Origin of the sequence: Psychrobacter frigidicola (assembly GCF_007997305.1) — a bacterium.
In the GTDB taxonomy this organism is placed as follows: domain Bacteria; phylum Pseudomonadota; class Gammaproteobacteria; order Pseudomonadales; family Moraxellaceae; genus Psychrobacter; species Psychrobacter frigidicola.
Map to the genome: position 1 here is coordinate 774,521 of NZ_VORZ01000001.1, position 14,765 is coordinate 789,285.

11 protein-coding genes are annotated in these 14,765 nt (G+C 42.1%); 10 read left to right on the forward strand and 1 reads right to left on the reverse strand.

The window, feature by feature from the left end:
- Positions 1-170 precede the first annotated feature (170 nt).
- The 5 genes from ES754_RS03170 (at position 171) to ES754_RS03190 (ending at position 4,636) form a co-directional block, all read left to right on the forward strand.
- The gene (locus ES754_RS03170) at positions 171-794 is read left to right on the forward strand and encodes an anthranilate synthase component II (RefSeq protein ID WP_147221981.1); all 624 of its coding nucleotides are present in this window, start codon (positions 171-173) and stop codon (positions 792-794) included.
- A gap of 68 nt (positions 795-862) precedes the next feature.
- Positions 863-2,029, forward strand: a complete 1,167-nt coding sequence (gene trpD, locus ES754_RS03175; protein WP_147221983.1) for an anthranilate phosphoribosyltransferase — start codon at positions 863-865, stop codon at positions 2,027-2,029.
- Between the two features lie 87 nt (positions 2,030-2,116).
- Positions 2,117-3,028 carry an indole-3-glycerol phosphate synthase TrpC gene (trpC, locus tag ES754_RS03180; protein WP_147221985.1) on the forward strand — a complete coding sequence of 304 codons (912 nt, stop codon included), beginning with the start codon at positions 2,117-2,119 and terminating at the stop codon, positions 3,026-3,028.
- 89 nt (positions 3,029-3,117) lie between these two features.
- A complete protein-coding gene (locus ES754_RS03185; RefSeq protein ID WP_147221987.1) occupies positions 3,118-3,849 on the forward strand; it encodes a Smr/MutS family protein in 732 nt (243 codons plus the stop codon).
- A 145-nt stretch (positions 3,850-3,994) separates the two neighbouring features.
- Positions 3,995-4,636, forward strand: coding sequence for a DNA-3-methyladenine glycosylase family protein (locus tag ES754_RS03190; RefSeq protein WP_147221989.1), 642 nt, complete (start codon positions 3,995-3,997; stop codon positions 4,634-4,636).
- Between the two features lie 70 nt (positions 4,637-4,706).
- Here ES754_RS03190 and ES754_RS03195 read toward each other — a convergent pair whose 3' ends face one another.
- On the reverse strand, positions 4,707-6,650 hold the full coding sequence (locus tag ES754_RS03195) for a mechanosensitive ion channel family protein (protein ID WP_227677725.1): 1,944 nt from the start codon (positions 6,648-6,650) through the stop codon (positions 4,707-4,709).
- A 407-nt stretch (positions 6,651-7,057) separates the two neighbouring features.
- On the opposite strand from ES754_RS03195, the gene ES754_RS03200 reads away from it, so the two are divergent.
- The 5 genes from ES754_RS03200 to ES754_RS03220 all read left to right on the forward strand — a co-directional run bounded on the left by ES754_RS03200 (position 7,058) and on the right by ES754_RS03220 (position 14,677).
- Entirely contained in the window at positions 7,058-8,995 is a 1,938-nt protein-coding gene (locus ES754_RS03200; RefSeq protein ID WP_147221993.1) for a TonB-dependent receptor domain-containing protein, read from the forward strand.
- Positions 8,996-9,354: 359 nt separating this feature from the next.
- Complete coding sequence (ahcY, locus tag ES754_RS03205; protein ID WP_147221995.1) at positions 9,355-10,779, forward strand: adenosylhomocysteinase; 1,425 nt, start codon at positions 9,355-9,357, stop codon at positions 10,777-10,779.
- A gap of 29 nt (positions 10,780-10,808) precedes the next feature.
- Entirely contained in the window at positions 10,809-11,657 is an 849-nt protein-coding gene (gene metF / locus ES754_RS03210; RefSeq protein ID WP_147221997.1) for a methylenetetrahydrofolate reductase [NAD(P)H], read from the forward strand.
- Between the two features lie 301 nt (positions 11,658-11,958).
- Positions 11,959-12,855 (forward strand): 16S rRNA (uracil(1498)-N(3))-methyltransferase, encoded by an 897-nt coding sequence (locus tag ES754_RS03215; RefSeq protein WP_147221999.1) that lies wholly within the window; start codon positions 11,959-11,961, stop codon positions 12,853-12,855.
- 130 nt (positions 12,856-12,985) lie between these two features.
- Positions 12,986-14,677: a putative bifunctional diguanylate cyclase/phosphodiesterase gene (locus tag ES754_RS03220; RefSeq protein ID WP_147222000.1), complete on the forward strand. Its 1,692-nt coding sequence runs from the start codon at positions 12,986-12,988 to the stop codon at positions 14,675-14,677.
- The last annotated feature ends 88 nt before the right edge of the window (positions 14,678-14,765 follow it).

The following is a 14,765-nucleotide window of genomic DNA, read 5'->3' on the forward strand; positions in this document are numbered from 1 at the left end:
ACTTGCTATATTCTTTAATCGATTAAAGATAACAGTTATTAGCAAAAAGTAATAACCCATTGTCGTTTATCTTAGGTGTACGCTGTATTTGATAGCTAGCAAAATAATGGTAAGATATCTAAAATAAAACCACAACCCTATTAAGACCATAACAATAAGTTGAAACCATAATGATTCTGATGATCGATAATTACGACAGCTTTACGTACAATATCGTACAGTACTTCGGTGAATTGCAACAGGACATCACCGTTTGGCGTAATGATCAGGTCACAATTGACGATATTAAAACACTTGCTCCTGATATCATTGTCATCGGCCCTGGCCCTTGTGACCCAGACCGTGCTGGCATTTCGCTAGAAATTATTGATACTTTTAAAGGGGTGATACCTATATTGGGTATTTGCTTGGGTCATCAGGCGATTGGACAAGCGTTCGGCGGACAAATCATCAAAGCAGGCGCCGTGATGCACGGACGCTTATCTGCGGTTTATCATAACAATCAGGGCGTGTTTGTGGACTTACCTAATCCAAGCCAAGCCACGCGCTATCACTCTTTAGTGGTTGATAAAACTTGTTTGCCTGATTGTTTAGAGGTAACCGCATGGACGCAAAATGCAGATAGTAGTATTGAAGAGGTTATGGGCTTTCGCCATAAAGAATACGCGATTGAGTGTGTGCAATTCCATCCTGAATCCATCTTAAGTGAAGACGGCTACCAGCTGCTCAACAATTTCTTGCAGATTCATAACTTAGCGGTATTAACCACAGATGAGTTACCACAAGTAGGCTAATTGCTAATCGCTTTTTTTGCTAACCTTTTAAACCCTACCTATAAAAGATAATAACAAGTGAGACATTGATGACCACGGCTAACCTACAGGACGTACAAGACAAAACAACTGCTGAAACTATTACTAAAAACACTACTAAAGATACTACTAAAAATATCGCCCAGCTCTCCGATGAGCAAGTTCATAAATTACTAACCAGCGCCTTAGATAGAATCTTTCAGCATATCGATTTGACCTTTGATGAGATGCATCAGGTCATGCTGATCATCATGCAAGGTAAATGTAGCAATGCCATGATGGGTGCTATTTTGACTGGTCTGCGCATGAAAGGCGAATCTATCGATGAGATTACTGCTGCCGCTAGCGCCATGCGTGATTTAGCGGCCAATATCGTCCCTAATGCTTGCGATTATCTGGTTGATATCGTCGGTACGGGCGGTGACGGTGCTAACTTATTTAATGTGTCTACAGCCTCAGCTTTAGTTGCGGCAGCAGCCGGTGCGCAAGTTGCCAAACACGGCAATCGCGGGGTCTCTACTCGGTCTGGTAGCTCAGATTTACTAGAGCAAGCCGGTATCAGCTTGGCACTCACCCCGCTACAAGCGCTGGACTGTATTGAAAACCAAGGTATTGGCTTCTTATTTGCGCCCAATCACCATAGCGCCATGCGTTATGCCAATCCAGTACGCCGAGAGCTCAAGGCGCGCACTATTTTTAATATTTTGGGGCCACTGACTAACCCTGCTGGCGTGCCAAACTTAGTTATTGGCGTCTTTACGCCGCAATTGTGCGAGCCACTCGCGAAAGTCATGAAAAACTTAGGCGCACGCCACGTGATGGTAGTGGGTGCAAAAGACGGTTTAGATGAAATCAGCCTTGCCACCTCAACCACGGTTGCAGAATTAAAAGATGGTAAAATATCTGTCTATGAGCTGATGCCAGAAGATGCGGGTATTGAATCACAAACCCTCATTGGGCTTGATGTGGATTCACCTGAACAGAGCCTGAAGCTGATACGTGCGGCTCTCTCAGGCAGTAATACTACTGAACGCTCTGTACTTAAAGCGCGTGATATGATTGCCCTTAATGCTGGCGCTGCGATTTATACTTCAGGTATTGCTAGCACGTACGCTGATGGTGTCAGCCAAGCACAGGCAGTTATTCAAGATGGCTCAGCACTGATTAAACTTGAATCATTGGCTAATTATACCCAGGAATTGGCTGCTGGCGCTTAAGCTGACCGCCAAGAAATATAATATAATAACGCTTCAAAACCATACTAATACTTACCGCATTAAACTGACTGATAGCCGGATATATTCATGACTACAAGCCTAAATACTGACCATAGCAAATTAGAAACGACCCCTGATATTCCATCGGTATTACAACGTATTGTTGCCACCAAACGTGATGAAGTGGCCACCGCTCGCAGTGTGCTGTCACTTGAGATGCTGCAAGAGCAAGTTGCTGCTGATACTCGGCCACGTCGCGGCTTTGCGGCTGCCCTACGCGCTGCTGATATTGGGGTTATTGCTGAGATTAAAAAAGCCTCACCTTCCAAAGGTATTATCAATCATAACTTTGAGCCTGCCGCTTTTGCTAAACAATATGAGCAAGCTGGTGCCAGCTGTTTATCAGTATTGACTGACCGAGACTATTTTCAAGGGGCTGACAGCTATCTTATCCAAGCCCGTGACGCCTGCAAACTACCAATACTACGCAAAGATTTTATGATTGATGTCTATCAAATTTATCAATCTTACTTGATGGGTGCCGATTGTATATTGATTATTATGGCTTGCTTAGATGATACCCAAGTGCAAGAGTTGCATGCGCTGAGCATTAAGTTAGGCATGGATGTGCTAATTGAAGTACATACGGCAGAGGAGCTGGATCGCGCCTTGCAGATACCACGCTCAGAACACAACATTTATGGCATTAATAACCGTAATTTAAATACTTTTGAGGTCGACTTGCAGACCACGCTTGATTTAAAAAACACCTTATTACAAGTGCTAGCGGCTGACGGCAACACTAATACTGACTCGAATCAAAACAATGCATCACAGGCGCTTATTGTTACTGAAAGTGGCATTCATAGCGCTGATGATATTCGCTTAATGTTAGGTCATAATATCCGACATTTTTTAATCGGTGAGCAGTTTATGAAGACCGATCATCCAGGACAAGCGTTACAATCCTTACTTGCGAGCGTTCCTGTGAGCGCGTAAAGTATCCTCTTAAAACATGAGCCTATTAACTCGTATTTATTTATTCACTCAATATTTTATTCACTCAATAAACAGACACGTTAACTCTTATGGCAAACTCTCTATTCTCTAAAGAAATGCAAGAACAGCTCCAAGAGCTTAAAGGCCAACTTAGTAAAGGTCGCGATACCACATCCCCTGATGGTGACGATGGTAAGCCAACCGAACCTGTTTCGTTATTAAGCCAAAAACAAGTCAAAAGAACCGTCAAGCAAATGGACTCTGAGCATGTCGATGATGACAAAGTATTGTTTATGCAAGCAATGCATGGCGTCAATCAGCTCGATGATAAAAACGTGCGCTCACCTGCCAATGCTGCAAAAGCTAAAAAACCCGATGCAACTACTCTATCAAAACGCGCTGCTGCTCAAGGTAGCGATGCTGCACAATTGGGTGCAGCCTTATCAGATATGCAAGCTTTGCTTAATCCCGTCGCTGGTGAGGCGTACTTGTCTTATAAGAATCCTACGCTACAAAACAAGATATTTACCCAGTTAAAACAAGGTAAATTGCGTTGGTATGATGCGGTAGATATTCATGGCTGCACGATTGAGCAAGCACGTGAGGCGATGACTCAACTATTAAGCCAAGCCAAGCAGAACAATGAAACTTCGGTAAAAATTGTCCATGGCAAAGGTAGCGAAGCTATCCTCAAAACTTGCGTTAATGGTTGGTTACGTCAATTACCAGAAGTCTTGGCCTTTTGTTCGGCCCCGCCAAAAGATGGTGGTAATGGTGCGGTATTAGTATTGTTAAAAAAGAACAAGCCTGACGCTAAATAACTGATAAGTTTGTTATTTATATGTGAACGGCTTATCTCAATAAAAAAGGACTCCTCTAAAAGGTAGTCCTTTTTTATTGTTCAATTTACTGCGTTACCTTTATCTAAGCTATTTTATTCAGTTGCTTGCCGAACAGGATATATTTATGAGCACAGTTATTAACACAACGATTGAAACTAAAGCAGAGCTAACTGCTCACATCAAGGCGCTAATTGCTATCGAGCCAAAATTTGCTGCGATGTATGAGCAAGTTGGCGCCCCAAACTTGCGCCGCAATGCTGGTGGTTTTAAACAGTTAATGCGAGCAATGGTAGGACAGCAATTGTCCGTTGCAGCGGCTAGCAGTATTTGGCAACGCTTGGACGATAGCGACTTGACCTCTCCGCAAACTATTATACAAGCAGATGATGACACCTTAAAAGCACAAGGCTTGTCTAGGCAAAAAATCCGTTATACCCGCTCATTGGTCGCGCATGATATAGACTTTGAAGCGCTAACAACCATGACTGATGCAGAGGTGTTAGAAATACTGACAGGAGTAACCGGAATTGGGCGCTGGACAGCTGATATGTATTTACTGTTCTCACTAGGACGCGCTGACATACTAGCGGTTGATGACTTAGCGATTAAAGTAGCAGCGATGTATTTATTAGGATTGACTGGACGACCAACCCCGAAACAATTAAAAATTGCGACTCAAGGTTGGTCACCGCACCGTAGCGCCGCCAGCTTATTACTATGGGCGCATTATGGCCAGATGAATGATAGAGAAGCTATACCTGTATGATTGATGGGCGTGAATGACCGACTGTTTTAAGGCTCTCTATGATTTATTATACGGCTGGTTGCAAATAACATTAACTCCATGGCTGATTCCATATAGATAGGCTATTTTTTTTACTATTGTGTTTATTGATACGTTTGAAATGCTTGAAGTTACGTTTTGTTAATCTAAGATTAATATTTTTTTTAGATTTATCCAAAATACTTTTCTTTTTTTCTGATTGATGTGGTGGCTTATCAGCTACTTTAGCACCCTTGCTGCTAGCATCTTTACTTAAGTCATTAATGTCAATGTGATGCTTACTATTACTGTCGGGGCTAGTATCCGTACCCTTATCGCTACTGACCCCAGCATCGCGTCTATTATAATCAGCATCGTCAGCAGTTTTGTCTTCATTGTCACTTTCTGAATGGTGTTCAAGCTCGCTTTGGTTGACAATAAGCTGCTGAGTTGGCAAAGCATGTTCGACTTTGTACTTTTTGACCAAGTTTAAGATATCGACTAATAATATATTTTGTTTAGGATAAAATTCGATAACGTCAAGAGAATTGACATAAGCACGTAGTTGAATAATGTAGCAGTCCTGACGTAGCTCTAAAATATTAGCCTGATTCCACTCTTGATTGGTTAATTCATGCTCATTTAAAAACTCATCTAAATCTTTGACCATCTTAAAAATAACATCAATATCAGCATCGCGTTTGATATATAAGTTATGCAAAAAATGAAACATATCACGCGAAGTATAGTTCTCAATCTGCATGGAGGAGAAATCACCATTAGGAACGGTTACCACAGTGCGGTTCAGAGTACGCACGCGTGATGAGCGGATACCGATGTCGATGACTGTACCTTCTTGATCCCCAAATCTACAATAATCTCCTATGCGCACTGGGGAGTCTGCTACCACAACGACGCTACCAACGAGGTTTTCAATAGTTTTTTGTGCACCAAGGGCTAATGCTAAACCACCAACCCCAAGGGCAGCAATACCTGTGGTTAAGTCAAAACCTAAATTACCAAAAACAACAATAATGCCAACTATCAGTAGTAAAGCTTTGGTTACTTTGCGCAGCAAGCCCAAGATAGAGACACGTTCAATATAATTTTTTCTATAGCTCAAGTTCACAGCGCGGGTAAATAATGAGTCAATGACTCGCAGCAGCAGCCAAGTCATAGCCACCCACGAGGCAATCTCGGTAAAGCGATTGGCCGGTTCACGTAGCGTCACTGACACGCCAGCATAGACCATCACCTCTGATAAAACCAACGCCATAATGACGATAGTAAGCGGCACTATCACTTTGTTAGGTAGTGGAAATGGAACGCCACGTAACCGTGGATAAATGAAATTTAAGAGGTGATACCACAGCCAAACCAGCATATAGATTATTAAGAAGCTACCCGCAGTGATGGCTACAGCAGCAACCAAATCAGCTAATTGATAACCAAACAGTTTTTTATCTTCAAGACTATCGATGGTATAGCGTGATATTAAAGTCGGTTCGGTATTTTCTATCACTTCTGGAATAGCGTTGAGCGTTTCGCTTGAAAACTGCCAATACTGTTCGCCTTTTTTGGGGACCACACGCTCTAATAGTAAAGGTATTTTATTATCGCCAATACTAATACTACCTACATTTTCTTGGCTTGGCGGCAGCTGATCGGTTAGATTGCCTTCAGGAGTGTTATTAATCTGCAGGTCAGCCTGAAAACGGCCACCTGTGTCAAGCGCTTGCTTAAACTGACGCACAACCGTGGTTGGATTATCAGATTTTGACAGATTAAGATAGTTACTAGCCAGCAGATAATCATTTTCGCTTAATGCACTGATAAACCCTTGCACGGTATGGCGCGGCGTGTCCCGTCCGAATGAGTCAGGGACGATCTCGCTTGTGGTCTCATCCTTACTACCATTACCTATACCCAGCACCCCACCTTCAGCAGCAAGCACAGCATTAGGTAACATTAGACTGAATAGTAATGTGAGTAGCATCGCTATTATCAGTCGCGACATGATTAATCGCGATATAAGTGATGGAGACGAGCTAATAGGACTCAAATAACGCTCAATAGACAAAACAAACCTCTTAGCTTTATGTGAATAGTAATATTGATTTCGAAGCTCATTTTAAAGGATTACGGCGCTAATAAAAACGGGCGTATTGTTCGAACTATGGTAACAACCATCAATGATGGCAAGTTGATATGGCATATAGCTGAGTCGATAAAGCCATGATATGAAATTAACTCAGTTTATGATGAATAAAGATTAGGTTAAAGTTGTTTCTAAGTGCAGCAATTTTGTAGATAATGAGCGCGTGTAAAATATTTATTACTTTTTGTAATTTTCAGCTTCTTAATTTTTACTTTTGTGGCTCTTTAATTTGGTTGTTTTTTAACTCAGTAACTTTGGAATTGACTATGGCTTTATCACGTTCATCTTCGACCACTTATCTGCGGTTGTGTATTTTAAGCGCGCTGGGTGTATTTGCTGTAAGCGCTACCGCTGCCAATAATGGCAATGCTGTTGATGATAACGCGCTACCACAAGTTGAGCTCGATAAAATTGTTGTGACTGCCACGCGTACGCCGACTAGAACTAGCAACGTTATTGCCCAAACTCGAGTTATTGATAAAGAAGAGTTGAAACACTTCCAAGGTCAAACCGTAACCGATGTCTTAAAAAATCAGCCTGGCATTAATATTACTCAAAGTGGCGGTATGGGAACTATTAGCAATTTTTATATGCGTGGTTATGATAGTAAGCAAGTTCTCGTAATCATCGATGGTATCCGTTACAGTTCTATCTCTACAGGCACTCCTTCACTAAATCTACTATCTGCTGATCAAATTGATCGGATTGAGATTTTATATGGCGCTTCAGGCTCTAGTATTTATGGCGCTGATGCAATGGGCGGTGTGATTCAAATTTTCACTAAGGGCAATAACATAGAACAATCTAATGGTTCCACGACAGTCGGTTACGGCAATAATAATCATTATCAAATCGGCGCAACTGGTCAGCTTAAAAATGACACTTCATCATTGAGCTTGGGTGTCAGTCGCAATAAAACCGACGGTTTCAACGCGATTGCTAACGCTAACGCTTTTGATTATAACGCTGATGATGACGGCTTTGAATCTACCAATGTGAGTTTAGCATTACGTCACAAGTTCACGAATTCGCTAAGCGCAGGAATTAGCGGCTTATATTCAGACTCTACAACTGAATTCGACTCAGCTGGAACTATTATTCCTAATGCTTACTCTGATCAAAAAAACGGTAGCGCGAACGCATATTTGCAATATCAAACCCCAATGACGCTGACTAAACTAAGCTATGGTCAAAGTATTGATAAATCGACCTCTCATGATAACAACTCTATTAACTATCAAGAAGGCAGTCAGTTCGATACTACCCAAGAGCAGGCGCGATTAGAGACCAGTATTAACGCGCAACCTGGTACTGTAATTGTTGGGGCAGAATGGCTGTCACAAAAACTAGACGCGTCGGATGTTTTAGTTTATCCACCTTACCCTGACACCACTCCTCCTGTGCAGACCCCTTATGACCCTGACGATAGAACGGTCAAAAGTGCTTTTGTTGGTTATCAGCTGGCGGAAACTTATTATGACTTGCAAGCTAACTATCGTGTAGATGACAACTCACAATACGGTAATGAGAGCACCTATAACTTAGGAGCGGCCATACGTCCCTTAGCGGGCATGCGCATTGGTGCAAGTTACTCTACTGGATTTCGTGCACCAACATTCAATGACTTATACTACCCTGGCTATAACAACCCAAATTTGAAGCCTGAAACCAGTAAAAATACTGAAGTATTCGTTGAATACGATAATGATATGCAAACTTCACGATTAACAGGCTATCACACCGATGTTGAAGATTTGATTGGTGGCAACACTAATACTGCTGAGGCAAAAATCAAAGGCTTAAGCTTAACTTCAGACTGGCATTTAAGCTCCTTTATATTTGGTTTAGGTTATGACTATTTAGATGCGAAGAACAAAACCAGAACTGATGCCAACTTTGATCAACAACTTCCCTACCGTCCTAAAAATAGTGGTTTAGTTTATATCGGTTATCAGCAACCTAGGTTCGATGTTCGCCTCGAAGCAAAACATAGTGATGACAGACTTACTACCGAAAATAAGGAACTTGATAGCTATACGCTGCTTAACTTAAGTGGCAGCGCCTATATCACTCCCAATCTTCGTGCTAACGTGCGGGTAGATAATATTACTGATGAAGATTATACCCTTGCTAGCCAGTTCGGTAATGAATATGCCACAGACGGTACAAGTTATTTCACCTCACTAACCTATAACTGGTTCTAAGTTTATTTAGCAGTATTTTAAAGTTATATTACTAATAATAAAGGTCATCAATCGATGGCCTTTATTTATGGCTACTAACACCAGAAAACAATTTTACGTACCATGACTCTCTAGTATTTATATCAGCCAATAGGTGACAAATTACACATCATCTATTACAATAACGACCTCCGAGAGGTGTTGCACCATATTAATTGACAGTTGCATTTGAGGTTTATAATCAAACAGCACTGATTAATTTGTCATGTTAGGCTCGGTAAACTGTTTAATACTAAAAACCTTAGCATTAGACAGCGCAAACAACGGCACCTGCGTTATTATTCTTTTTATCATACGTTAACCACTGATAGGAGCATATTATGGACGCAGTGTCTAAAGCCCCCTCTGCCCATACGATCGACCCCTCTTTCACTGACTATAAAGTCGCTGACATTAGCTTAGCTGATTACGGCCGCCGTGAAATCACCCTTGCTGAAGCCGAAATGCCTGCCCTTATGGGTCTGCGTCGTCGCTACGAAGCAGACCAGCCACTCAAAGGCGCGAAAATCGTCGGCTGTATTCACATGACCATTCAGACTGCCGTACTTATCGAAACCTTGATTGCGCTCGGTGCTGAAGTACGCTGGACGTCATGTAATATCTTCTCAACCCAAGACCATGCTGCTGCGGCCATTGCTGCTGCCGGTATTCCTGTATTCGCTTGGAAGGGCGAGACTGACGAAGAGTACGAATGGTGCTTACGTCAACAAGTCCACGTTGGCGGTGAAGAGTCAGGTCAGCTTTGGGATGCAAACTTAATTTTGGATGATGGCGGTGATTTGACCGCACTAATTCACAATGAATACGAGCAAATGCTTGATGCCATGCATGGTATCTCAGAAGAGACAACTACTGGCGTGCATCGCTTAATAGAGATGCTCAATAAAGGCACGCTAAAAGTACCTGCTATCAACGTTAATGATGCCGTTACTAAGTCTAAAAATGACAATAAATACGGCTGCCGTCATAGCTTAAACGATGCCATCAAACGCGGTACGGATATGTTCCTCGCCGGTCGTCGCGCTTTAGTTATCGGTTATGGTGACGTTGGTAAGGGTTCTGCCCAAAGCTTACGTCAAGAAGGCATGATTGTACGCGTATCAGAAGTTGATCCCATCTGTGCCATGCAAGCTTGTATGGACGGCTACGAAGTATTATCACCGTACATTAATGGCGACAATACTGGCGGCGCAGAAAACATCAATACTCGTCTGTTAGAGGACACCGACATGATAGTCACCACTACTGGTAACTATCACGTTTGTGACAAACACATGCTAGCGGCGCTAAAACCAGGTGCGGTCGTTTGTAACATCGGGCATTTTGATACCGAAATTGATACCCAATTCATGCGTGAAAACTGGCGCTGGGAAGAAGTTAAGCCACAAGTCCATCAAATCTTCCGCTCAGACGATGTGAATGATTATCTGATTCTATTGGCTGAAGGTCGTTTAGTGAACTTAGGTAATGCGACTGGTCACCCATCGCGCGTGATGGACGGCTCATTTGCTAACCAAGTATTGGCGCAAATGTATCTGTTCGAAGAGAAGTTTGCTGAACTGCCAGTCGATGAGCGTTTTGACAATCTATACGTCAGAGTACTCCCGAAAAAGCTCGATGAAGAAGTAGCAGCAGCTATGGTAGCTGGCTTTAACGGTACGCTAACTAAGCTTACCGCCAAACAAGCTGAATACTTAGGCGTGCCTGTTGAAGGCCCGTTCAAACCTGATGCATATAAATACTAATATCAATATTAGTACTGAGGAGCACGACTGTGAGTAAGCCCGCTTTTTCTTTTGAGTTTTTCCCTGCTAAAACCGAGCAAGGACACGAAAAGCTGCTCAGTACTTATGATGAGCTAAATAAGCTGTCACCTGCGTATTTTTCGGTGACTTATGGTGCCGGCGGCTCAACGCGCAGTCGTACTTTGGATATTGTTCAAGCCTTGTGTGCACGTGGTAACACTGATATTGCACCGCACATGTCTTGTATTGGTGATGACAAAGCGCAAATCGCCGAATTACTTGAGCATTATAAAAGCTTAGGTATCAAGCGCCTTGTTGCGCTTCGTGGTGACTTGCCATCAGGTCAAGTCGGTATGGGTGAGCTGCCATTTGCTTTAGATTTGGTAAAGTTCATTCGTGAGCATTCAGGAGATCACTTCCATATCGAAGTGGCTTCCTACCCTGAGATGCATCCACAGGCACGTAGCTTTGAGTCCGATGTCGACAACTTGGTCAATAAGTATCAAGCAGGTGCCAACGCTTCGATTACCCAGTTCTTCTATAACGCTGATAGTTATTTGTATCTGCGTGATACCTTAGAGAAACGTGGTATCGATACGGTTGCTCAGCCATTGGTAGCGGGCATCATGCCGATCACCAATTCTAGCAATCTTATGCGGTTTGCTGATAGCTGTGGCGCTGATATCCCGCGTTATGTGCGCAAGCAGTTGGCTGACTTTGGCGATGATAGCAAGGCTATTCGCGAATTTGGCTTTGATGTAGTCTATCGCTTATGCGAGCGTTTGATTGCCGAGGGCGTGCCAGCCATGCACTTTTATAGCATGAATAAGGTTGAGCCCAATAAACGTTTAGTGGAAGCATTAGGGCTTACCTCTTAATCTTTTAAAATTTATTGATTAATCAACTGGCGTTCTTAGGAGCGCCAGTTTTTTTATAGAATTTTTTTGATATTAATAAATAAGACAATCACCTAACGTGATTGCTTAACCTAGCTAATTCACACCAATATTTAACATCGCTTGGTTTTTATTTCCTCAGCAAACTGCGCTACAATGCAAACAGTCACTATTGGTATTAGGTTGGTTGTTAAAAGGCTTATATTTTTAATAATCAACCTAATACCAATAATTTAAAAAAATTAAGAATTATTTATTATTTAAATAATAGGAATGAAATAACGTGAGACGTTTTTTTTATGCGCTTGATAATGTGCAGGACAGCCGCTCTAACAATACTGAACACCGCTACCATAAGTTGAGCAGCTTTTCTATCGGTACTAATATCATGTTGACCGAGAGCATTAACCATCATTGGTGTCGTGTATTGCGCGCAAATATCGGCGATGAAGGTATTTTATTCGATGGCTTTGGCGGTGAGTATCATGTGCAGCTGCAAACCATCAGTAAAAAACAAGCGACTGTGACCTTGCTAGCGTACATAGACGAAGATCACACGGCACCTATTATTAGTAAAATCGGCTTAGTCATGAGCCGTGGTGAACGCATGGATTACGCTATCCAAAAGGCAACAGAGCTGGGGGTCACCGCCATTCAACTACTGACCAGCCAGCATGGCGAGGTATCGCTAAAGCCTGCGCAGGTGGATAAAAAACTACTGCATTGGCAACAAGTGGCGATTGCCGCCTGTGAGCAGTGCGGCTTGAACCGTCCACCCCTTATTCTCGCCCCCTTGCCTATCAATGAGTGGCTATCCTCTTTAGACAATGTACAATTAAATACAGATATGGCAGTCAGTCCTATTGTCGACAAACTTAGTCAAGATTCTTATTATCAAATTTTAAAAAAGCCAGCAGACTTGCGTTTGATGTTAAGCGTGCCTGCAGCAGGTCAACCATCGATGCCAGCGGCGTTGTTATCAATATTAAAACAAGCCGTATTAGCTCAAGATAAACCTTACATTGAGCTATTAATTGGTTCTGAGGGCGGCCTTAGTGATGATGAATGTGCCAAAGCTGAGCGTACAGGTTTTATGCCGTGGCAAATCGGTGCTAGAGTGCTGCGTACGGAGACAGCTCCAGTAGTCGCACTTGCTACCTTGCATGCACTTATGCCTTAGATAGAGTTTAAAGTTATCTAAAACCAGTATTTACCAACCTATAAAAAATAATATTTTTTACGGTTATCATTATTATTAGTATCGTGTACTGATTTTGTAGCGCTTATCTTAACTGCCATAAGGCGATGTTATGAATACGTTTTCACCGATTACTGAACCCATTAGGCAGCAATTACTCACCCAATTGTGCGATAGTCTAGATGATGCGATATTCATATTAGACAGTAATCTATGCTACCTATCAGTCAATGCGACCTATGAGATTATGATTGGCTATCATGAACCATTTTTAATTGGGCGCCCACTTGGCATTTATGCTGCCGAATTTTTATCTGATCAAGAACGTACAATTTTGAAGGACATCATCAGCCATTTAAACCATGATGGTTTTTATGAAAATAACTTTGCCATGGCAACCCGTTATGGGCGAACATTAAACTGTCATATGACTTTTCGCCAAATGTCTGTTGAAGGAACGCTTTATCATATCGGCATGGTGCGCGATATCTCCGCTGAGATTCAAGAAAAAGAGGAATTGGCACATTTACTGAACTACGATCCATTAACCAGCTTACCCAATCGTAAAATATTTTTGAGCCAAACCAGTGAACTGTTATTGGAGAGCTATGAAGAGGTAGTGGTCGTGCGTCTAAATATCGATCGCTACCGTATCCTTGCCAGCACTTTAGGGCCTGATAATGTCGATAATTTAGTTAAAAATTTTGTAGCACGAGTCGATCAGCTTGAGATGGATAACTTACGCTGTTTTTCACATTTTGGCGGTGATGATTTTGCGCTACTCTTTGAATTTGATGATGCGCATATGGTGCGCCACCAGCTTGACCGTCTGATGCAGATATGTGAGCGTCCGTTTTCACTTGACAACAATGTTATTTACTTGCATGTCTCTATCGGGGTCAGCTATTTTCCTGAACATGGCAATCAACTCACTGACTTAATCACTAAGGCTGAAAAAGCGCTGAATTATGTTAAGCAGCACGGCGGTGACGATGTTTGTTGGTATCATAAAAGGCTAAAGGATGTCAACGGCGACAGCCTGCAGTTAGAATCTGAAATACGCACGGCTATCAATGAGTGTCAATTTATTCCTTATTATCAGCCAAAAGTGGTGCTTGCAACCGGGGAAACAACTGGTTTTGAGGCTTTGGTACGTTGGCAGCACCCGACACGTGGTTTACTCAAACCTATCGACTTTATTGACGCCATTATTAAACTTAAACTAACGTTTGAGTTGTTCTGTCAAATGTCCATGCAAATCGCTAAGCAGCTGTCCATCTGGCAAGCCATGGGCTTTACTCAACATATATGCATTAATGCTGACGCCACAGAGTTTAGCCATCCTGAGTTCTTTGACTTTGTTAGCAGCTTATTTACTCAGCATTTTATTCATCCGCATCAATTACATATCGAAGTGACAGAATCTTCCTTAATGCTACGTCATGCTAGCGTTAAGCAGCAATTAAATGCGATTAAAGCGCTCGGTATTTGCTTAGCATTAGATGATTTTGGCACCGGTTACGCCTCACTCAGCTATTTGCAAGAATATCCGTTTGACTTTATCAAAATTGATCAAAGTTTCATCTCCAAAATCGTGGGTGACCGTATCCAACTTGCTATCGTTAAAGCTATCTTAGACCTGGCGATTGCTCTAGACATGAAAGTAATTGCTGAAGGTATCGAAACTGAAGCACAACGTAATTTATTAGTAGAAATTGATTGTACCTATGGCCAAGGTTACTGGTTTAGTCGCCCTATCACTGCTGACGCTGCTACAGAAATGTTATCTAAAGAGCGCAAATAAAAGTAGCTGTACCACTTGAAAAACCCTTCGAAATTAATGATAACTTATTAATAAAAATTAGTTTTTTTATTACTTATACTGATAGTTT

Coding starts and splice junctions, on each gene's coding strand:
- ES754_RS03170 (WP_147221981.1), top strand. CDS start 171: ATGATTCTGATGATCGATAATTACGACAGCTTTACGTACAATATCGTA.
- trpD (WP_147221983.1), top strand. CDS start 863: ATGACCACGGCTAACCTACAGGACGTACAAGACAAAACAACTGCTGAA.
- trpC (WP_147221985.1), top strand. CDS start 2,117: ATGACTACAAGCCTAAATACTGACCATAGCAAATTAGAAACGACCCCT.
- ES754_RS03185 (WP_147221987.1), top strand. CDS start 3,118: ATGGCAAACTCTCTATTCTCTAAAGAAATGCAAGAACAGCTCCAAGAG.
- ES754_RS03190 (WP_147221989.1), top strand. CDS start 3,995: ATGAGCACAGTTATTAACACAACGATTGAAACTAAAGCAGAGCTAACT.
- ES754_RS03195 (WP_227677725.1), bottom strand. CDS start 6,650: ATGTCGCGACTGATAATAGCGATGCTACTCACATTACTATTCAGTCTA.
- ES754_RS03200 (WP_147221993.1), top strand. CDS start 7,058: ATGGCTTTATCACGTTCATCTTCGACCACTTATCTGCGGTTGTGTATT.
- ahcY (WP_147221995.1), top strand. CDS start 9,355: ATGGACGCAGTGTCTAAAGCCCCCTCTGCCCATACGATCGACCCCTCT.
- ES754_RS03220 (WP_147222000.1), top strand. CDS start 12,986: ATGAATACGTTTTCACCGATTACTGAACCCATTAGGCAGCAATTACTC.